Source organism: Streptomyces flaveolus (genome assembly GCF_000716535.1).
GTDB lineage: Bacteria > Actinomycetota > Actinomycetes > Streptomycetales > Streptomycetaceae > Streptomyces > Streptomyces flaveolus_A.
This window is the reverse complement of record NZ_JNWV01000020.1, coordinates 166,742-185,863: the sequence shown is the minus strand read 5'-3', so window position 1 is coordinate 185,863 and position 19,122 is coordinate 166,742. Positions and strand designations below refer to the sequence as shown.

At 72.5% G+C, this 19,122-nt stretch carries 18 protein-coding genes; 11 read left to right on the top strand and 7 right to left on the bottom strand.

The window, feature by feature from the left end; genetic code table 11:
- Positions 1–7: 7 nt before the first annotated feature.
- On the bottom strand, positions 8–427 hold the full coding sequence (locus tag OO52_RS22485; RefSeq protein ID WP_030645590.1) for a DUF6234 family protein: 420 nt from the start codon (positions 425–427) through the stop codon (positions 8–10).
- A gap of 129 nt (positions 428–556) precedes the next feature.
- On the opposite strand from OO52_RS22485, the gene OO52_RS50925 reads away from it, so the two are divergent.
- Positions 557–709, top strand: a complete 153-nt coding sequence (locus tag OO52_RS50925) for a hypothetical protein (protein ID WP_158712540.1) — start codon at positions 557–559, stop codon at positions 707–709.
- 273 nt (positions 710–982) lie between these two features.
- Here OO52_RS50925 and OO52_RS22480 read toward each other — a convergent pair whose 3' ends face one another.
- A complete protein-coding gene (locus tag OO52_RS22480; RefSeq protein ID WP_030645588.1) occupies positions 983–1,780 on the bottom strand; it encodes an IclR family transcriptional regulator in 798 nt (265 codons plus the stop codon).
- Between the two features lie 274 nt (positions 1,781–2,054).
- On the opposite strand from OO52_RS22480, the gene allB reads away from it, so the two are divergent.
- The 3 genes from allB to OO52_RS22465 all read left to right on the top strand — a co-directional run bounded on the left by allB (position 2,055) and on the right by OO52_RS22465 (position 5,515).
- Positions 2,055–3,395: an allantoinase AllB gene (gene allB / locus OO52_RS22475; RefSeq protein WP_030645586.1), complete on the top strand. Its 1,341-nt coding sequence runs from the start codon at positions 2,055–2,057 to the stop codon at positions 3,393–3,395.
- 53 nt (positions 3,396–3,448) lie between these two features.
- On the top strand, positions 3,449–4,564 hold the full coding sequence (alc, locus tag OO52_RS22470) for an allantoicase (protein WP_030645585.1): 1,116 nt from the start codon (positions 3,449–3,451) through the stop codon (positions 4,562–4,564).
- 135 nt (positions 4,565–4,699) lie between these two features.
- Entirely contained in the window at positions 4,700–5,515 is an 816-nt protein-coding gene (locus OO52_RS22465) for an AIM24 family protein (protein ID WP_030645584.1), read from the top strand.
- 157 nt (positions 5,516–5,672) lie between these two features.
- On the opposite strand, the gene OO52_RS22460 is transcribed toward OO52_RS22465, so the two are convergent.
- The gene (locus tag OO52_RS22460; RefSeq protein WP_030645583.1) at positions 5,673–6,563 is read right to left on the bottom strand and encodes a LysR family transcriptional regulator; all 891 of its coding nucleotides are present in this window, start codon (positions 6,561–6,563) and stop codon (positions 5,673–5,675) included.
- Between the two features lie 101 nt (positions 6,564–6,664).
- Here OO52_RS22460 and OO52_RS22455 point away from each other — a divergent pair, with 101 nt between their 5' ends.
- Positions 6,665–7,156, top strand: coding sequence for a GNAT family N-acetyltransferase (locus tag OO52_RS22455; protein WP_030645582.1), 492 nt, complete (start codon positions 6,665–6,667; stop codon positions 7,154–7,156).
- 484 nt (positions 7,157–7,640) lie between these two features.
- Here the strand turns inward: OO52_RS22455 and OO52_RS22450 are convergent, their stop codons facing one another.
- On the bottom strand, positions 7,641–8,459 hold the full coding sequence (locus OO52_RS22450) for a helix-turn-helix transcriptional regulator (protein WP_030645580.1): 819 nt from the start codon (positions 8,457–8,459) through the stop codon (positions 7,641–7,643).
- Positions 8,460–8,623: 164 nt separating this feature from the next.
- Between OO52_RS22450 and OO52_RS22445 the strand changes: the two genes are divergently transcribed.
- Together OO52_RS22445 and OO52_RS22440 are read left to right on the top strand one after the other, a co-directional pair.
- Positions 8,624–9,532 carry a DMT family transporter gene (locus OO52_RS22445; protein WP_030645578.1) on the top strand — a complete coding sequence of 303 codons (909 nt, stop codon included), beginning with the start codon at positions 8,624–8,626 and terminating at the stop codon, positions 9,530–9,532.
- 480 nt (positions 9,533–10,012) lie between these two features.
- Positions 10,013–12,427 carry an MFS transporter gene (locus OO52_RS22440; protein WP_030645577.1) on the top strand — a complete coding sequence of 805 codons (2,415 nt, stop codon included), beginning with the start codon at positions 10,013–10,015 and terminating at the stop codon, positions 12,425–12,427.
- A 97-nt stretch (positions 12,428–12,524) separates the two neighbouring features.
- On the opposite strand, the gene OO52_RS22435 is transcribed toward OO52_RS22440, so the two are convergent.
- Together OO52_RS22435 and OO52_RS22430 are read right to left on the bottom strand one after the other, a co-directional pair.
- Positions 12,525–12,911 carry a ribonuclease domain-containing protein gene (locus OO52_RS22435; RefSeq protein ID WP_030645574.1) on the bottom strand — a complete coding sequence of 129 codons (387 nt, stop codon included), beginning with the start codon at positions 12,909–12,911 and terminating at the stop codon, positions 12,525–12,527.
- Between the two features lie 105 nt (positions 12,912–13,016).
- The gene (locus OO52_RS22430) at positions 13,017–13,214 is read right to left on the bottom strand and encodes a hypothetical protein (RefSeq protein ID WP_030645573.1); all 198 of its coding nucleotides are present in this window, start codon (positions 13,212–13,214) and stop codon (positions 13,017–13,019) included.
- 192 nt (positions 13,215–13,406) lie between these two features.
- On the opposite strand from OO52_RS22430, the gene OO52_RS22425 reads away from it, so the two are divergent.
- The 3 genes from OO52_RS22425 to OO52_RS22415 all read left to right on the top strand — a co-directional run bounded on the left by OO52_RS22425 (position 13,407) and on the right by OO52_RS22415 (position 16,743).
- The gene (locus OO52_RS22425; RefSeq protein ID WP_030645571.1) at positions 13,407–14,678 is read left to right on the top strand and encodes a sensor histidine kinase; all 1,272 of its coding nucleotides are present in this window, start codon (positions 13,407–13,409) and stop codon (positions 14,676–14,678) included.
- 84 nt (positions 14,679–14,762) lie between these two features.
- Positions 14,763–15,473 carry a response regulator gene (locus OO52_RS22420; RefSeq protein ID WP_030645569.1) on the top strand — a complete coding sequence of 237 codons (711 nt, stop codon included), beginning with the start codon at positions 14,763–14,765 and terminating at the stop codon, positions 15,471–15,473.
- An 85-nt stretch (positions 15,474–15,558) separates the two neighbouring features.
- Entirely contained in the window at positions 15,559–16,743 is a 1,185-nt protein-coding gene (locus tag OO52_RS22415) for a cytochrome P450 family protein (protein WP_030645568.1), read from the top strand.
- Between the two features lie 455 nt (positions 16,744–17,198).
- Here OO52_RS22415 and OO52_RS22410 read toward each other — a convergent pair whose 3' ends face one another.
- Complete coding sequence (locus tag OO52_RS22410) at positions 17,199–18,215, bottom strand: Gfo/Idh/MocA family protein (protein ID WP_030645567.1); 1,017 nt, start codon at positions 18,213–18,215, stop codon at positions 17,199–17,201.
- A 130-nt stretch (positions 18,216–18,345) separates the two neighbouring features.
- On the opposite strand from OO52_RS22410, the gene OO52_RS22405 reads away from it, so the two are divergent.
- Positions 18,346–19,083, top strand: coding sequence for a GntR family transcriptional regulator (locus OO52_RS22405; protein WP_106972038.1), 738 nt, complete (start codon positions 18,346–18,348; stop codon positions 19,081–19,083).
- Positions 19,084–19,122 lie beyond the last annotated feature (39 nt).

Below are 19,122 nucleotides of genomic sequence, written 5' to 3'. Positions count from 1 at the left end.
CCGCCCGCTACGGCCGCGCGTCCCGGCAGCCCGAGGCCGACGGCATGTCACGGCAGAACTGGTCCTCGTGGGACTGCGCCGCGGCCCCGCCGAAGACGATGAGGCACACCAGGGTGGCCATGACGGCCTGGGTGGCCACCGTGACGACGGCCCCGGCCCGCGCGGCGATCAGGCCCGCCACGAGGGCGAGGACGCCGACTCCGCCGGCCGCGGCCAGGTAGTTCCACAACGGGTCGGTCGTGACGGTCCTGGCCGGGTCGAGATTCCACCCGGACAACGCCCAGAGCCCGAAGATCACCACCAGGGCGACCAGTTCCAGGAACACCAGCCCGCACCCGGCTCCGACATCGGCACCAGGGTCGGCACGGCGGCGCGGCCCGGGACCGGCGGTGGCGTCGAAGGCCGGCGGGGCGACGGGCAGGTCCATGCCGCCACCCTGTCCGGGCGGGCGGAAGGGGCGCATGAGTACGGCTACTCATCCGCGCGTGAGCCCGGCCCGGTGGCCCCGTGGCAGGGGCATGGCCGGGTGGTCCGGCGCCGGTCACCGGCGGCAGGTGTGGCGCTGGACGTCGTGCAGGGCGTCCTCGGAGTCGGCCCGGGTTCCACCATGGCCGAGCGAGCCGAGCGGCCCCAGATGGCTGCCGCCCTCGAATCGGGCACCTCCGACTCCCTGGCGGTCGTCGTGGTGAAGCTCCCGGTGTCGTGTTGAGCTGCCCCGACTGTCGGGCTGGACGGTGATCTCTTCGTCGCCCTTGAAGGGGACGTCTCGGGGTCCCGGGGCGTCGTGGTGAAGCTCCCGGTGTCGTGTTGAGCTGCCCCGACTGTCGGGCTGGACGGTGATCTCCTCGTCGCCCTCGAAGGGGACGTCCCTGACTTCCCGGGCGCCGTAGGGATCAGCTCGCACCGGCGTGCTGATCTGCCCTGGCCGTCGGGCCGAGTTATGACCATCGCCGTCGGGCCGGCCGTCGTACCGGCGCCCCCGTCAGCCCTGGTTCTGGCTGATCAGTGCCGCCGACAGTTCGCCGGCGATCTGCTGGAGCACCGGCACGATCTTGTCGGTGGCCGCTTCCGTGACGCGTCCCGCCGGTCCGGAGATGGAGATGGCGGCCGCCGTGGGGGAGTCCGGCACGGACACCGCGAGGCACCGCACCCCGACCTCCTGCTCGTTGTCGTCCACCGCGTAGCCCATCCGCCGCACCTCCTCCAGCGCCGCCAGGAACCCCTCAGGCGTGGTGATGGTCTTCTCCGTGGCGGCCGGCATGCCCGTCCGGGCCAGCAGCGCCCGCACCTCGTCGTCCGGCACCCCGGCCAGCAGCGCCTTGCCCACGCCGGTCGAGTGCGGCAGCACCCGGCGGCCGACCTCGGTGAACATCCGCATCGAGTGCTTCGACGGCACCTGGGCCACGTACACGATCTCGTCCCCGTCGAGCAGCGCCATGTTCGCCGTCTCGCCGGTCTCCTCCACCAGCCGGGCCAGGTACGGCCGCGCCCAGGTGCCGAGCAGCCGGGACGCGGACTCGCCGAGGCGGATCAGGCGGGGCCCGAGGGCGTAGCGCCGGTTGGCCTGCTGGCGGACGTAGCCGCAGGCGACCAGCGTGCGCATGAGCCGGTGGATGGTCGGCAGGGGCAGCCCGCTCGCCGCGGACAGCTCGCTCAGACCCACCTCGCCGCCCGCGTCCGCCATCCGCTCGAGCAGGTCGAAGGCGCGCTCCAGGGACTGCACCCCGCCGGCGGCGGAGGGCTTGGCGGAGTCGGTGGTGCTGGCGCTGGACGTCGGCACGGCGCGTTCCTTTCGGGACTGGCGGGGAGAGCAGAAGCCTACCCGGCAGTCGGTTGACTCCCTGCTTGTACATAGCTACGTTCTGCTTGCTGGAATTCTAATTCCGCTTTGTGGAAACGTCCAGAGCTGTCACCGCTTCCGTGATGCTCAGAAGTGCGCCTCTTGACGACGCGGAAGCGGGAGTGAAGACTCCTTCAACAGAACGTTGAAATCCGTTACGTGGGTGTAAATCCCGTTTCCTGGACGTAAAACGGCGGTAGAGAGAGGGGTTCGGGTGTCCGACGCTGAACTGGTGCTGCGCTCCACGCGCGTGATCACTCCGGAAGGGACGCGGGCCGCCACCGTCACCGTGTCCGCCGGGACGATCACGGCCGTCCTGCCGTACGACGCCGAGGTCCCGGCCACCGCGCGGCTGGAGGACGTCGGCGACCACGTCCTGCTGCCCGGCCTGGTCGACACCCACGTGCACGTCAACGACCCGGGCCGCACCGAGTGGGAGGGCTTCTGGACCGCCACCCGCGCGGCGGCGGCCGGCGGCATCACCACCCTGGTCGACATGCCGCTCAACTCCCTGCCGCCGACCACCACGGTCGAGCACCTGCGGATCAAGCAGGACGTCGCCCGGAACAAGGCGCACATCGACGTCGGCTTCTGGGGCGGCGCCCTGCCCGACAACGTCAAGGACCTGCGCCCGCTGCACGACGCCGGCGTCTTCGGCTTCAAGGCCTTCCTGTCCCCGTCCGGCGTGGACGAGTTCCCGCACCTCGACCAGGAGCAGCTCGCCCGGTCCCTGGCCGAGATCGCCGGGTTCGACGGGCTGCTCATCGTGCACGCCGAGGACCCGCACCACCTGGCCGCGGCCCCGCAGCAGGGCGGCCCGAGGTACGCCGACTTCCTCGCCTCCCGCCCGCGCGACGCCGAGGACACCGCCATCGCGAACCTGATCGCGCAGGCCAGGCGTCTGAACGCGCGCGTGCACGTGCTGCACCTGTCCTCCGGCGACGCGCTGCCGCTGATCCGCGCCGCCCGCGCCGAGGGCGTCCGGATCACCGTGGAGACCTGCCCGCACTACCTCACCCTGACCGCCGAGGAAGTCCCGGACGGCGCCAGCGAGTTCAAGTGCTGCCCGCCCATCCGCGAGGCCGCCAACCAGGACCTGCTCTGGGAGGCGCTCGCCGACGGCACCATCGACTGCGTGGTCACCGACCACTCGCCGTCCACCGCCGATCTGAAGACGGACGACTTCGCCACCGCGTGGGGCGGCATCTCCGGCCTCCAGCTCAGCCTGTCCGCCGTCTGGACCGAGGCCCGCGAACGCGGCCACGGCCTGGAGGACGTGGTGCGCTGGATGTCCACGCGGACCGCCGCCCTCGTCGGCCTCGGCGCCTCCAAGGGTGCCATCGCCCCGGGCCACGACGCCGACTTCGCCGTCCTCGCCCCCGACGAGACCTTCACCGTCGACCCGGCCGGCCTCCAGCACCGCAACCGGGTCACCGCCTACGCCGGCAGGACCCTGTACGGCGTCGTCAAGTCCACCTGGCTGCGCGGCGAACGCATCGTCGCGGACGGCGAGTTCACCGCGCCGAAGGGCAGGCTGCTCGCCCGCGCCCAGTGAGCCACCCCCCCCAACCCGCACCGGCCGACTCCAGAAAGGACCCCCTGATCACCGTGACGGCGATACCGAGCTTCACCGGCGACGCGAACCCCTACGGAGGCGGCGACCCGTACGCGGACTACCGCACCGCCGACTTCCCCTTCACCCAGTACGCCAACCTCGCCGACCGGCGACTCGGCGCCGGTGTCATCGCCGCCAACGACGAGTTCTTCGCCCAGCGGGAGAACCTGCTGGTGCCCGAGCGGGCCGAGTTCGACCCCGAGCACTTCGGGCACAAGGGGAAGATCATGGACGGCTGGGAGACCCGCCGTCGGCGCGGCACCTCCGCCGAGCACCCGTGGCCGACCGCCGAGGACCACGACTGGGCGCTGGTCCGCCTCGGCGCGCCCGGGGTGATCCGCGGGATCGTCGTCGACACCGCCCACTTCCGCGGCAACTACCCGCAGGCCGTCTCGGCCGAGGCCACGTCCGTACCCGGCTCCCCGTCCCCGGAGGAACTGCTGGGCGACGACGTGAAGTGGACGACGATCGTCCCGCGCACCGCCGTCGGCGGCCACGCGGCGAACGGCTTCGCCGTCTCCGTCGAGCAGCGCTTCACGCACCTGCGGGTCAACCAGCACCCCGACGGCGGCATCGCCCGGCTGCGCGTGTACGGCGAGGTGGTCCCCGATCCCGAGTGGCTGGCGGTCCTCGGCACCTTCGACGTGGTCGCCCTGGAGAACGGCGGCCAGGTCGAGGACGCCTCCGACCTCTTCTACTCCCCGGCCACCAACACCATCCAGCCGGGCCGCTCCCGCAAGATGGACGACGGCTGGGAGACCCGCCGCCGCCGCGACCAGGGCAACGACTGGATCAGCTACCGGCTCGCCGCCCAGTCCCAGATCCGCGCGATCGAGATCGACACCGCCTACCTCAAGGGCAACAGCGCCGGCTGGGCCTCGGTCTCCGTCAAGGACGGCGAGAACGGCGAGTGGACGCGGATCCTGCCGCGCACGCGCCTCCAGCCCGACACCAGCCACCGCTTCGTGCTGCCCGAGCCGGCGGTCGGCACCCACGCGCGGATCGACATCTTCCCCGACGGCGGCATCTCCCGGCTGCGTCTGTTCGGCTCCCTGACCGAGCAGGGCGCGAGCGGCCTCGCCGCCCGCCACCAGGAACTCGGCGGCTGACCCCGCCGCTGACGCCCTCCACGCGCGCGTGGGGCGCCCCGGCGGGACAGCACCGGGGCGCCCCACGCGTCACCCTCGCGGACCCCAGCTCCGGGCTGCCGGAACTCTTCCCCCCTCCTATCGCGTTCTCCCCTCGTGACCCTGAAGCAAGAGATCGTCGGCAACGCCATGCAGATGGCGGTCGTCAACCTGCACCCCGGCCAGACCGTGTACTGCGAGGCCGGGAAGTTCCTGTTCAAGACGGTGAACGTGACCATGGAGACGCGGCTGTCCGGCCCGTCCGGCAGCGGCGGGCAGCAGCAGGGCGGCTCGGGTGGCGGCATGGGCGGCCTGCTCCGCCAGGCCATGGGCACCGCCATGCAGGTCGGCCAGCGCATGCTCGCCGGTGAGTCGCTGGCCTTCCAGTACTTCACCGCCCAGGGCGGCGAGGGCACGGTCGGCTTCGCGGGCGTGCTCCCCGGTGAGATGCGCGCCCTGGAGCTGGACGGCACGCGCGCGTGGTTCGCCGAGAAGGACGCCTTCGTGGCCGCCGAGTCCACCGTCGACTTCGGCATCGCCTTCGCCGGCGGCCGCACCGGCATGAGCGGCGGCGAGGGCTTCATCCTGGAGAAGTTCACCGGGCACGGCACGGTGATCATCGCCGGCGCGGGCAACTTCATCGATCTGAACCCGGCGGACTTCGGCGGCCGCATCGAGGTCGACACCGGCTGTGTGGTCGCCTTCGAGGAGGGCATCCAGTACGGCGTCCAGCGCGTCGGCGGCCTCAACCGCCAGGGCCTGATGAACGCCGTGTTCGGCGGCGAGGGCCTGTCCCTGGCCACGCTGGAGGGCAACGGCCGGGTGATCCTCCAGTCCCTCACCATCGAGAGCCTCGCCAACGCCCTGAAGAAGGCCCAGGGCGGCGACAAGCAGGGCCCGACCGGCGGACTGTTCTCCACGCACGCCGGCTGAGAGGCTGCGCGGATAGGGCGGTTTCAGGATGGTCGGTTCGGGCTGTTGTCCCAGCGATGGGTGCGGCGGGTGGGGCTACGCACCGCCTTCAAGCGGCCATGGCACTTGGAGGTGCTCGCTCGGCAGGTCAACGTGCTCTCGCCGTCCGGCCGTGGCATCAACCCGTCACGGACTCAGATGCAGCGATGAAGGCTTGTACGAGGGGACGGTTGTCTCCTCGGCGGGTGGCCATGAAGATCCGGCTCACTGCGGGAGGCCCGTCGAGTTCGAGACGCCGGGCGCCTGGGGGGAGTAGCGTCGTGACGCTGTAGGGGGCGATGGTGACGCCAAGGCCGGCGGCGACGAACATGATGATGGTGTGCCAGTTCGAGCACTCCTGCGCGACCTGGACGTCGATGCCGGCGTTGCGCAGTGGCTGTGTGTTCACGTCGAACGCATGAGCTCCTGCTGTGCGTGGGAACAGGATCAGCGGGTCAGCGGCCAGCGTGGTTGCTTCCACATGGTCACCCTTTGCGGCGGGGTGCTCGGTGGGGATGACGGCGACAAACCGTTCCGTCGTCAGCGGGGAAAGGTCGATATCGTCTCGCTCCTCGGCATCGCGCACGATCCCGATGTCGGCTGTGCCCCGCTCCAGGGCCGCCAGGACGTCGGCCGTGAAGCCGTCGTGCAGCTTGATCTGCACGTCTGGGCGGCGGCGGGAGAACTCACGGAGCCGTTCGCTGACGATCGCGGTGGCGGAGGTGATGAAGGCGACGTCCAGGCGACCGGCCTCACCGCGCCCGACACGGCCGGCCTCGTCGAGGTCGGCCGCCAGACGGCCCAGAAGGTCCCTCGCCCGTGGCTGGAACGTCGCTCCCGCGTCTGTGAGGCGGACGCTTCGGGAGGTCCGCCGGAACAGTTCAACACCGACAATCTTCTCAAGCTGCCTGATCTGCTGGGACAGCGCCGGCTGGGCGATGTTCAGCCGCTGGGCGGCACGGCCGAAGTGGAGTTCCTCAGCTACAGCCAGAAAGTACCGCAGATGTCGGAGGTCGATACGCTGATCCATAGGTCAAGCTTATCGATGCACGCTATCGCTTGTATTGGACGTATGGGTCGGTAGGAGCGGAGGCTACTGACGGGAAGCTCACCGGAAAGGGAACCCGCCTCATGCCGTACACCTCTGCCCCGACCGTGGTCTCCTCGATCGCCTCACAGCGTGATGCCGACGCGTTCCGCGCGTTGAACGAGGAGTGGATCTCGCGCCTGTTCACCCTGGAGGACGAGGACCGGGCGGTTCTCGGAGATCCGTTCGGCCGCATCGTGGGCCCGGGCGGCGACGTGCTCCTGGCGCGCGAGCCGGGCAGCGGCACCGTCGTCGGATGCGTCGCCCTCCTGGCCTACCCGCACGCCGTGTTCGAGCTGGCGAAGATGGCCGTGGCCCCCGCCGCGCAGGGACGCGGCATCGGCCGCCAACTCATAACCGCAGCGATCGACCGCGCCCGGGCGCTCGGTGGGACCAGGCTGTTCCTCGGCACGAACAGCAAACTGGCTCCCGCCATCCACCTCTACGAGGAAGCCGGGTTTGTCACGATCACCCGCAACCGTCTCCCGGTGACCGACTACTACGCCCGCGCCGACGTCCTCATGGAACTGAAATGACGCCCCGGCCGGCGCCCGGAAACTGCCTCCCCACGGCTGTCTTCACCAGCACGTCGGTTCCCCCGCCGCCTGCGGCACGCCGTACCTGTGCCCAATCGTGGCGGGACCGTTCGGGTGGCTACTCGACGACGCCCCCGCACGGGCCGACTGCACTGGACACGAGCCCGGGAGGGGCCTGAGCGGCCGCGGTGGAGGACGACTTCCCCTCACGTGCACGACCCACCCCATGGCCCCGGCGCGGTGGCCGTGGCCCTGGCCGGTGGCTCTTCTTCCGTACGCCGTGCTCGTTCTGATCGAGCGGACGGCCCCAGTTGGCACCGCCCCGACGGCCCGGCGCCACCGGTTCCCGCCCTTCACGTGATCTTGTGCAGCGTGGGCAGCTCCCCGGGCGCACTCGCCCGCACGTGTCGGCGTGCCGGGGTGCGGGGCGCCTGCCGGACGCCGTTGAGCCTCGTGGCGCTTGCCCTGTGAGCCCTGACCGCCCTCAGCTCCCGGCGGGTTCGTCGCGCTGCTCGTATGTCCACACCGCCAGCTGCGTGCGCGAGGTGAACCCCAGCTTGTCCAGGATGCGTTCGACGTGGTTCTCCGCGGTGCGCTGAGCGATCGTCAGGCGCGCGGCGATGTCCTTATTGGTGAGGCCCCCGGCGACCAGCTCCGCGACTTGGCTCTCGCGCTGCGTCAGGCCCGGCGCCCCGGCCGCGTCATCCAGGACGTAGGCCATCGCCTCGTCCACGCTGGCGCGTGCTCCGCGGCGGAACTCCCGGTCGAAGGCGGCGGGCAGCGCCTTTCGTACCGCGGCTTCGAAGCGCAGATGCTGCGCGCGCATGAACGGTGCCGAGCCGAGCCGCCCGCCCAGTGACTCCCGCAACATGTGCAGCACGCCCAGGAGCCGGGCCGCGCGTCGCGGGGCGTCCTGGGTGCTCCACGCGATGACCTCCCCGCACATGGCCACGTCCCACCAGTCCTGGAACGGGCGCAGCCGGGCGATGGCCGCCCTGGCGTGCGCGATAGCGTCGGCGGGCGCGTCCGCGCGCCGGGCCGGCAGGGCGCGGGCGAGCAGGGCCATGCCGTGCAGCCAAGACTCCTTGTGGGCTCGGGCGGCCGCCTCGACCTCGCCGCACGCCTCGTCGGCCGCGGCGGCCTCACCTCCGTAGGCATGCGCGATGGCGGACTTGACCCGGCATTCGTAGGCCGCGTCGAGGCAGCCCTGCGCGCGGAACTCGGTGCGCGCCCGCGCGAGCAGCTCGGCGGCGCTCGCGAAGTCCTCGCGCCAGACGGCGAGGATCCCGTGGTGGTGCCACACCCACGCCGACTCCCGCCGGTGGCTGCCTCGCCGGGCCGCCGCCTCGTTCTGTCCGGGCCCGAAAGACCTGGCCGAAGATCGTCGGCGTCGGTACGGTGGGCGCGTCCCGTGCGAGCCGCCGATGTCTCCGCACCCCATGTCCGGAGACCGGGAGAGCCGCACCGATGTCCTCGCTCGCCGTGCCCGCCGCGCTCGTGCCCCGCCGGGCCTGGCACACCGATCTTCCCGTGCTGCTCGTCGCGGTCTGCTGGGGCGCCAGCTACCTCGCGGCGAAGGAGATCACCACCGCCGGGACGGTGCTCGCCGTCCTGGTGCTGAGGTTCGCCCTCGCGCTGCCCGCCCTGGCCGTCGCCGGCCGCCGGGCCCTGCGCGCGCTCACCGGCGCGCAGTGGCGCGGTGCGGCCCTGCTCGGGCTGATCCTCGCCGGGATCTTCCTGCTGGAGACGTACGGGGTGGTGCACACCTCGGCGACCAACGCGGGTCTGATCATCAGCCTCACCATGGTCCTCACCCCGCTCGCCGAGGCCGCCGTCACCCGCACCCGGCCCACGCCGTCCTTCCTCGGCGCGGCGGCCCTGTCGGTGCTGGGCGTCGTCCTGCTCACCCAGGGCGCCGGCTTCACCCGGCCCTCCCTCGGCGACCTGCTGATGCTGCTCGCCGCGTGCGCCCGCACCGTGCACGTCCTGGCCATGTCCCGGATCAGGGCCGTACAGGACGCCGACGCGCTGCCCCTGACGACGGTCCAGCTCGGCACCGCCGTCGCCGTCTTCGCCTTGCTGTCGGCCGCCGGCGGCGGACCGGCGCCGTGGACGGCCGCGAGGGACTTCGGCGCGCGGGAGTGGGCGGGGCTGCTGTTCCTGTCGGCCCTGTGCACGGTGTTCGCCTTCTTCGTGCAGATGTGGGCCGTCCGCCGCACCTCCCCCTCCCGGGTCAGCCTGCTGCTCGGCACCGAGCCGCTGTGGGCCGCCGGCGCCGGCATCGCGCTGGGCGGCGACCGGCTCGGCGCACTCGGTCTGGCGGGCGGCGCGCTGGTGCTCGTGGGGACGGCGTGGGGACGCGGGGCGGCAGACTGACACGAGCACGGCTCGGCCGTCGCCCACCGCGTGCCGCATGAGCGCTCACGTGTCACGGCATCACAGCCCCGCCCCGCCGATGACCAGCGCGCCCACCGCCACCGGGCAGGTGGCGCACGTCCGTCGTGGCCTGGACGGCCGGTCCGGCGGGCATGGGCCCGATCCGCGCGAGGAGCCGCCGCGGGTCCGGGTCGGTGGCCATGTGGCCGAGGCGGGGGAACAGCATCGAGTCTGCGACTGCCGCGAAGCCGGCCCGTCCGTCAACGACTGGAGCGCCGCCGATCCGAAAGCCTGGTCGATTCCCTGGTCTGTGACCTGTCACACATCTCCCAGGGGTTGATCGAAACGTTTGAGTTTCGCTGGGCGATTGCCTACCTTTGCAGAACGAAACCGTTTCGGACCGATGGCCGCGGGGACACGGTCGTCCCGCCGGCGCTGACGCACAACCGAGCAATCCGAGCCCCTCGAGGGAGTTCCATCGTGGAAGCCATCCCGGTCGCCCCCGTCCAGGCCGGGCCGTCCGGCCAGACCCATGCCTCACCGAAGCACCGCTGGTGGGCACTGGCCGTGATCGGCCTCGCCCAGCTCATGGTCGTGCTCGACGCCACGATCGTGAACATCGCGCTGCCGTCCGCCCAGCATGACCTGGGCTTCGACAACAACGGGCGGCAGTGGATCGTCACCGCCTACTCCCTGGCCTTCGGCAGCCTGCTGCTGCTCGGCGGCCGGCTCGCCGACCTCTTCGGCCGCAAGACGACCTTCATCATCGGCATCGCCGGCTTCGCCGCCGCCTCCGCCGTCGGTGGCGCGGCCAACGGCTTCACCATGCTGGTCGTCGCGCGTGCCGTGCAGGGGCTGTTCGGCGCCCTGCTCGCGCCGGCGGCGCTCTCCCTGCTGACGACGACGTTCACCGAGCCGAAGGAACGCGCCAAGGCGTTCGGCATATTCGGTGCCATCGCCGGCTCCGGCGCCGCCGTCGGCCTGGTCCTCGGCGGCCTGCTCACCGAGTACCTCGACTGGCGCTGGACGCTGTACGTCAACGACGTCATCGCGATTCCCGCGCTGATCGGCGCGGCCGTCCTCATCGGCCGGTCCGTCCCGGCCGAGCGGCCCAAGCTCGACATCCTAGGCGCCGTCCTGGTCTCCGGCGGCCTGTTCGGTGTCGTCTACGGCTTCGCCAACGCCGAGACGCACGACTGGGACAACTGGATGACCTGGGGCTTCCTCGCGGCGGGTGGCCTCCTGCTGGTGGCGTTCTTCCTCTGGCAGACCCGTGCGAAGCACCCCGTCCTGCCCCTGCGCGTCCTGGCCGACCGCGACCGCGCCGCCGCCCTGTCGACCGTGCTCATCTCCTCCGCCGGGATGTTCGGCGTCTTCCTCTTCCTCACCTACTACCTCCAGTCGACGCTGGGCTACTCGCCGGTGAAGAACGGCGTGGCCTTCCTGCCGATGGTCGCCGCGCTGATGGTGATGGCGCAGCTCTCCACCAACTGGCTGGTGCCGAGGATCGGGCCCAAGATCGTCGTACCCACCGGCTTGCTGCTGGCCGTGGGCGGCATGGTCTGGCTGACACGCCTCGGCCTGCACAGCAGCTACGCGCCGCATGTGCTGCCGCCGCTGCTGCTGCTGGGCGCGGGCCTCGGCATGTCGATGCCCGCGGCGATGAGCTACGCCACCCTGGGAGTGCGGGCGAGCGACCAGGGCGTGGCCTCGGCAGCCGTCAACACCACCCAGCAGGTCGGCGGTTCGATCAGCACCGCGCTGCTGAACACCCTGGCCACCAGCGCGGCCACCGACTACGCGAAGCACCACCTGACCGACCCCCTGGTCAAGGCGAACGCGGCGCTGCACAGCTACACCGTCGCCTACTGGTGGTCGGCCGGCTTCTTCGCCTTCGCCGTGCTCGTCACCGTGCTGCTGTTCCGCGCCAGGAAGAGGGCGGCCCTGCGCACGGAGGACGCCGAGGGGCGGGCCCAGGCCGAGGCGCCGCCTGCCACCGAGACCGTACCCGGCGCCGAGGCCGTGCCTGCCACCGAGACCGTACCCGGCGCCGAGGCCGTGCCTGCCACCGAGACCGTACCCGGCGCCGGTGCCGAGGCGACGGCCGCGCCCCTGCCGGCGCCCGCCGTCGAGGCCGCCATCCGCGGACAGGTGCGGGACCGTGCGGGCGTACCCGTCCCCCGTACCGCGATCACCGTGCTGGACACGGCGGGTCACCAACTGGCCCGGACCGCCTCCCGGGAGGACGGCTCGTACGCGGTGGACACGGTGGACGTTCCCGAGCGCGGCAGCCTGGTCCTGATCGGCTCGGCGTCCGGATACCAGCCGCAGGTCGCCACGCTGACCCTGGACGGCACACCCGCCCTCCACGACCTCGTGCTCCTGCCCAGCCCGGGCGGCGTGGCCGGCACGGTGCGCGGCGGGGACGGGCAGGTGCTTTCCGGCGCACTGGTGGTGGCCACCGATCAGCACGGTGACGTGGCGGCTTCCGCGACCACCGGTACGGGCGGCGGCTACCGGATCGACGATCTGCCGCCCGGGGACTACACGCTCAGCGTCAGCGCGCCCGGCCACCGCCCGGCCGCCGTGCCGGCCACCGTCTCCGCCGAGAACACCCGCTGCGACGTCCGGCTGTCCACCGCGGCGACCCTGTGGGGGACGGTGCACACGCAGGACGGACGGGCGCTGGAGGACGCCCGGGTGACCCTGATCGACGCGGCGGGAAACGTCGTCGGGACACGCACCACGAGCGTCGACGGCGGCTACTCCTTCACCGACCTCGCCGGCGAGCAGTACACCGTGATCGCCTCCGGCTACGCGCCGGTGGCCACGCAGGTCACCGTGGACGGCGGCCAGGCCGGAGTGGACATCCTGCTCAGCCACAAGGAGGCGTAGTCCCGAGGAACGGCGTCCGCGCGAACTCGTCGGCCGCCTCGCCCCGCGTCCCGGTTCTCCGTGGGGGGTACACGGGGCGAGGCGGCCGGGTCGGACGTCAGCAGCCGAAATCGACCAGGTCGAACGTGGCGTAGTGGTCGGAGGTGTAGTAGTCCTCCTGGTACTCGTCGCCGGTGACGATGCGTCGGGCGCCGCGCGTGGACGAGCCCGGGGTGATCACCGTGTACTCGTGGTAATAGCCGGACGACCGGCTGGGCAGGACGCCTTCCCGGTTCTGGAAGACGGTGCCGTCCTGCGCGTACGGGAACGGCCCGCCCCGCTCGATCAGGTCGAGCGTGTCGTACGCCTGTGACGGCAGGTCGCTGTAGCAGATGCTGCCGACCGCGGCGGCCGCCGGGGTGGCGGTGACGGTGCCGCCGACGAGGAGGGCGGACAGGACAGCGGCCGCGGCGCCGACGCGTGTGATCCGTGGGGGGAATCTCATGGCCTCATGATGACGCGCGTAGAAGGTGGCATGTCAATGACAACTCTGGAGAATTTCCCGTGAAGTCGGGGGAGCTTTCGGGGAGTTGACCTGGCGCCCGGCGTCTCAGTCCCCCTGGCTCTCCGCGGCGGCGAACAGGGCGAACGCCAGCAGCAGGAGCGCGACGCTCGCGTAGACCTCGTAACCGTCGAGGAAGCCGATCCGCTGCACGAGACCCACATGCCAGTCGGTGAACTCGTGCACCAGGCCCAGTGCGCCCTGCACCAGGGCGATGAATCCGAGGAATTCCAGTACCTGTTTCACGCTACGACTGTTGCCGCGCGGCCCCTCCCCGCGCATCGGCCGCAGGGCGGGCACACGGCGTCGAAAGACTGTGCCCGCACCGGGTGGGCGGCACCGAAAGTCCTTCGGGGTGCGACTTCGGTCGACGGTTCCCGGTCGTTCGGTCGGCGATCCGGGCGCGGGACGGCGGCGGGGCGCGTTCCGTGCGTAGATTTGCCGACCGTGACCGAAGACGAACAGGCCTGGGCGCCGAGGGGGTTCACCGGCCGCCGGTGGCTGTTCCCCTCCGCCCTCGTCCACGAGCTGGACCCGGATGCCGGGGCCCCGGGCCGACGGCCGCGGCGCACGGCGCGCGACTGGGTCGTCGACTTCTCCTGCTTCCTCCTGGCCGTCGTCCTCGGCCTGGCGGCCGCCCAGGGGCTGTCCGAGGAACCCGGCCTGCCGCACTCCCTCGCCGTCCTCGACCAGACGCTGGGCGCCCTCTCCTGCGGCGCGGTCTGGCTGCGCCGCCGGTGGCCCGTCGGGCTCGCCGTCGCGATGATCCCGGTCGGTCTGCTGTCCAACAGCTCGGGCGGCGCCGCGATGGTCGCCCTGTTCACGCTCGCCGTCCACCGGCCCTTCCGGTACGTCGCCTGGATCGGCGGCGTCGACCTCGCGCTCATCCCGCTGTTCTACTGGGTGCGGCCCGACCCCGACCTGCCCTACGCCGGCGTCGTCGCGTTCACCACGCTGCTGACCGTGTCCGTCACCGGCTGGGGCATGTTCGTCCGCTCCAAGCGGATGCTGATGCTGAGCCTCAGGGACCGGGCGCACCGGGCGGAGACCGAGGCCCGGCTCCGCGCCGAGCAGGCGCAGCGGCTGGCCCGCGAGGCCATCGCCCGGGAGATGCACGACGTGCTCGCCCACCGGCTCACCCTCCTCAGCGTGCACGCGGGCGCCCTGGAGTTCCGGCCGGACGCGCCCCGCGAGGAGATAGCGCGGGCCGCCGGGGTGATCCGGGAGAGCGCCCACGAGGCCCTGCAGGACCTGCGCGAGATCATCGGCGTCCTGCGGGCCGGGGAGACCGAGGAGCCGTCCGGCGGGCGTCCCCAGCCGACGCTGGCCGCGCTGGACGCCCTCGTCGCCGAGTGCCGCGAGGCCGGCATGAAGGTCACCCTCGACCACCGTGTCGCCGAGCCGGCCGTCGTCCCCGCCTCCGTCGGCCGCACCGCGTACCGCATCGCCCAGGAGGCCCTCACCAACGCCCGCAAGCACGCCCCCGGCACCGAGGTCACCGTCCGCCTCACCGGCACGCCCGGCGACGGCCTGACGATCACGGTCGCCAACCCCGCCCCACCCGCCGAGGTCCCGCCCGTCCCCGGCTCCGGCCAGGGCCTGATCGGCCTGCGGGAACGGGCCACGCTGGCGGGCGGACACCTGGAACACGGCACGCGCCCTGACGGGGGGTTCGCGGTGCGGGGGTGGCTGCCGTGGCCGCGGGGCTGAGGGATGCCGGCGTACGCGCGCGCGTGCCCCTGACTCCCGGCCGTTCCCGCCGCCCCGACTCCCCACCCGTGATTACGTGACCCCATGACTGCGACGCCGATCAGACTCCTCCTCGTGGACGACGACCCCCTGGTGCGCGCCGGTCTGGCGCTGATGATCGGCGGGGCCGAGGACATCGAGATCGTCGGGGAGGCCGCCGACGGCGCGGAGGCCGAGGAACTGGTGCGACGGGCCCGGCCGGACGTCGTCCTGATGGACCTGCGCATGCCGGCGGTGGACGGGATCACCGCGACGCGACGGCTGCGCGCGCGGCCGGACGCGCCGCAGGTGGTCGTGCTCACCACCTTCCACGCCGACGAACAGGTGCTGCACGCACTGCGCGCCGGAGCCGCCGGCTTCGTGCTGAAGGACACCCCGCCCGCCGAGATCGTCGACGCCGTGCGCCGGGTCGCGGCCGGCGACCCGGTGCTGTCGCCCGCCGTCACCCGGCAGTTGATGCGGCACGCGGCCGGTACCGCAGCCGACGCCCGGCAGACCCGCGCACGCGAACGGCTCGCCGTCCTCAACGACCGCGAACGCGAGGTCGCCGTCGCCGTCGGCCGCGGCCTCGCCAACGCCCGGATCGCCGCAGAGCTCTTCCTCAGCGTGGCCACCGTCAAGGCCCACGTCTCCCGCGTCCTCGCCAAGCTCGGCCTGGACAACCGGGTCCAGATCGCCCTGCTCGCCTATGACGCGGGGCTGTTGGAGGACGCCGACGACGGGCACCGGGCGGCGGGCACGGGCGACACGTACTGATCGGCGGGCACTACTCGGGCACCGTGCGCGTTGTTCCGGGTACCGGCCGCTGTCCGGGACCTCGGGGCAGTCCACAGGGGGAGACATGGAACGAGTGATCGACCTGACGGAGTTCGGCGACGCGCTCCGCCGGGACCCGCACCCGGTGTACGCGCGGCTGCGCGAGCGGGGCCCCGTCCACCGGGTCCGCCTCGCCATGCCGGGCGGAGCCTGGGAGACCTGGCTGGTCGTGGGGTACGAGGAGGCCCGGGCCGCCCTCGCCGACCAACGGCTGGCCAAGGACAGCGCCAAGACGGGCTTCGTCCCCCTGGACGAGCAGCTCATCGGCAAGTACCTGCTCGTCGCCGACCCGCCGCAGCACACGCGCCTGCGCGGCCTCGTCGCGCGCGCCTTCACCATGCGCCGGGTCGAGCGGCTGCGCCCGCGGATCCAGCAGATCACCGACGAGCTGCTCGACGACATGCTGCCGCGGGGCCGCGCCGACCTCATCGATTCCCTCGCCTACCCGCTGCCCATCACGGTCATCTGCGAGCTGCTCGGCGTGCCCGAGATGGACCGCGCGGAGTTCCGGAAGATCTCCACGGAGGTGGTCGCGCCGAGCGGCGCGGACTCCGAACACGCGGCGACCGTCCGCCTCGCCGAGTACCTCACCGAGCTGATCGAGGACAAGCGCTGCGCGGGCCCCACGGGCGATCTGCTCAGCGACCTGATCCGCACCACCGCCGAGGACGGCGACCGGCTCTCGATGGACGAGCTGCGCGGCATGGCCTACCTGCTGCTCATCGCGGGCCACGAGACCACGGTCAACCTCATCGGCAACGCCGTCCTCGCGCTGCTCACCCATCCCGCCCAACTGGCGGCCCTGCGCGCCGACATGACCCTCCTCGACGGCGCGGTGGAGGAGACCCTGCGCTGGGAGGGGCCGGTGGAGAACGCGACGTACCGGTTCGCCGCCGAGCCGCTGGAGATCGCGGGCACCAGGATCGGACGGGGCGACGACGTGCTGATCGGCCTCACCGCCGCCCAGCGCGACGGCGCCCGATACGCCGACCCGGACCGCTTCGACATCCGCCGCGACACCCGCGGCCACCTCGCCTTCGGCCACGGCATCCACTACTGCCTGGGCGCACCCCTGGCCCGCCTGGAGGCCGGCATCGCCCTCGGCACCCTCCTGGACCGCGCTCCCGGCCTCACCCTGGACGGCGAGCCGGGGGAGTGGCTGCCGGGCATGCTCATACGAGGCGTGAGAACCCTGCCGGTCCGCTGGTGACGGCCCGCACCACGCGCCGACCGCAACCGGTGCAGGGACCTTGGTTGTACCGGGGCTCTGCCTGGGGGGTGACGGCGTGCGGCCTTCAGTCGTACCGGGCTCTGCCTGGCGGTGGCGGCGTCGTACTGTCGGCGATGTCAGGGGGCTGCCTGGGAGTGACGGCGTGGGCGTTCGGTCGTGCCGGGGGCTGCCTGGGGTGACGGCGTGGGTCTCGCTCATGCCGGTGCCTCCTCGCGGTGACGGCGCGGGGGCTCTCGGCCGTACCAAGGCTCCGCCCGGCGGCGAAGGCGTGCGGCCCTCAGCCGCATCAGGGCTGCCCCCCCCGCGACGGCGTACGCGCCCCCGCCGGCCGAGCGCTGTGCCCAGCTCGCCCGCCCCGGCGTCGGCGTTGTACCGCTCGGCCGTACAGCGTGCCCAGCTCGCCCGCCCGGGCGTCGGCGTCGTACCGCTCGGCCCTACAGCGTCCCCGCCCCACCCGGCACCTCGGCGAGTGCCACCGGACGGCGCTCGTGGCGAGAGCGTTCGCAGGCCTCGGCGATGCGCAGTGCCTGGAGCGCCTCCCGGCCGTCGCACGGGTTGGGCCGTTCGCCGCGCACCACGTCCACGAAGGCGTTCAGTTCTGCCTCGTAGGCGGGGCCGAACCGCTCCAGGAAGCCCGTCCACGGCTTGTCCGCGGGCGGCGGACCGGTCGGCTCGGTGGACGCGAGGGGCGTACGGTCGTCCAGGCCCACCACCACCGTGTCGCGCTCCCCGGCCAGTTCCATGCGGACGTCGTAGCCGGCGCCGTTCAGCCGGGTCGCCGTCGCCGTGGCCAGGGTGCCGTCGTCCAGCGTGAGCAGCGCCGCGCCCGTGTCGACGTCCCCGGCCTCCCGGAACATCGCGGGACCGCGGTCCGAGCCGGCGGCGTACACGTCGGTCACCTCGCGGCCCGTCACCCAGCGCAGCACGTCGAAGTCGTGGATCAGCGTGTCCCGGAACAGCCCGCCGGACAGCGGCAGCCACTCCACCGGCGGCGGGGACTGGTCGCAGGTCAGGGCCCGGACGGTGTGCAGCCGGCCGAGCCGGCCCGCGCGGACCGCCTCACGGGCGCCGGCGTACCCCGCGTCGAACCGCCGCTGGAAGCCCATCTGCAGAACCGTCCCGGCCGTCTCCACCTCGGCGAGCGCGTGCAACGTGCCCGGCAGGTCCAGCGCGATGGGCTTCTCGCAGAAGACCGGCAGGCCCGAGCGGGCCGCCCGGCCGATGAGTTCGGCGTGGGCCGCCGTCGCCGTGGTGATCACCACCGCGTCCACGCCCCACCGGAAGATCTCGTCCACGCCCGGCGCCGCCGTCTCGCCCAGCCGGTGCGCCAGCGACTGCGCCCGCGCCGGGTCCGTGTCCGTCAGGATCAGGGATCCGACCTCGCGGTGGCGGCTGAGCGTCCTCGCGTGAAGGGTGCCGATGCGGCCCGTACCGATGACCCCGATGCGCATGGAAACAAAGTGAGGGCGGACCCCGTACGCTGTCAATGCATATGTCCGGACAACCGGACTACACGACTTCCCGTCAACCGGGCACAGGGCTACGCTCGGGGCCGTGCCGAAACCAGATGTGGACCCGACCGTGTCGCTCGACCTCCGCGTGGACCGTAGCTCCCCGGTGCCGCTGTACTTCCAGCTCTCCCAGCAGCTGGAGGCCGCCATCGAGCACGGCAGCCTCACCCCGGGCAGCCTGCTCGGCAACGAGATCGAGCTGGCCGCGCGGCTCGGGCTGTCCCGGCCGACCGTCCGCCAGGCCATCCAGTCCCTCGTCGACAAGGGCCTCCTCGTGCGGCGCCGGGGCGTGGGCACCCAGGTCGTGCACAGCCAGGTCAAGCGCCCGCTGGAACTGAGCAGCCTCTACGACGACCTGGAGGCGGCCGGCCAGCGCCCCGCGACGAAGGTGCTGGTCAACACGGTCGTCCCGGCCTCCGCCGCGGTCGCCGCCGCGCTGGGGGTCGCGGAGGGCGGTGACGTCCACCGCATCGAGCGGCTGCGCCTCGCGCACGGCGAGCCGATGGCGTACCTGATCAACCACCTGCCGCCCGGCCTGCTCGACCTGGACACCGGCCAACTGGAGGCCACCGGCCTGTACCGGCTGATGCGCTCCGCCGGGATCACCCTGCACAGCGCCCGCCAGTCCATCGGCGCCCGCAGCGCGACGGCCAGCGAGGCCGAGCGGCTCGGCGAGGCCGAGGGTGCCCCGCTGCTCACCATGCAGCGCACCACCTTCGACGACACCGGCCGCGCGGTGGAGTTCGGCGACCACACCTACCGTCCGAGCCGCTACTCCTTCGAGTTCCAGCTCCTCGTACGCCCCTGACCGACCGACCGCCTTCGTCGCAATGTCCGGACAATGCGA

Coding starts and splice junctions, on each gene's coding strand:
- OO52_RS22485 (WP_030645590.1), bottom strand. CDS start 427: ATGGACCTGCCCGTCGCCCCGCCGGCCTTCGACGCCACCGCCGGTCCC.
- OO52_RS22455 (WP_030645582.1), top strand. CDS start 6,665: ATGCCGTACACCTCTGCCCCGACCGTGGTCTCCTCGATCGCCTCACAG.
- OO52_RS22445 (WP_030645578.1), top strand. CDS start 8,624: ATGTCCTCGCTCGCCGTGCCCGCCGCGCTCGTGCCCCGCCGGGCCTGG.
- OO52_RS22435 (WP_030645574.1), bottom strand. CDS start 12,911: ATGAGATTCCCCCCACGGATCACACGCGTCGGCGCCGCGGCCGCTGTC.
- OO52_RS22460 (WP_030645583.1), bottom strand. CDS start 6,563: ATGGATCAGCGTATCGACCTCCGACATCTGCGGTACTTTCTGGCTGTA.
- OO52_RS22420 (WP_030645569.1), top strand. CDS start 14,763: ATGACTGCGACGCCGATCAGACTCCTCCTCGTGGACGACGACCCCCTG.
- OO52_RS22415 (WP_030645568.1), top strand. CDS start 15,559: ATGGAACGAGTGATCGACCTGACGGAGTTCGGCGACGCGCTCCGCCGG.
- OO52_RS22410 (WP_030645567.1), bottom strand. CDS start 18,215: ATGCGCATCGGGGTCATCGGTACGGGCCGCATCGGCACCCTTCACGCG.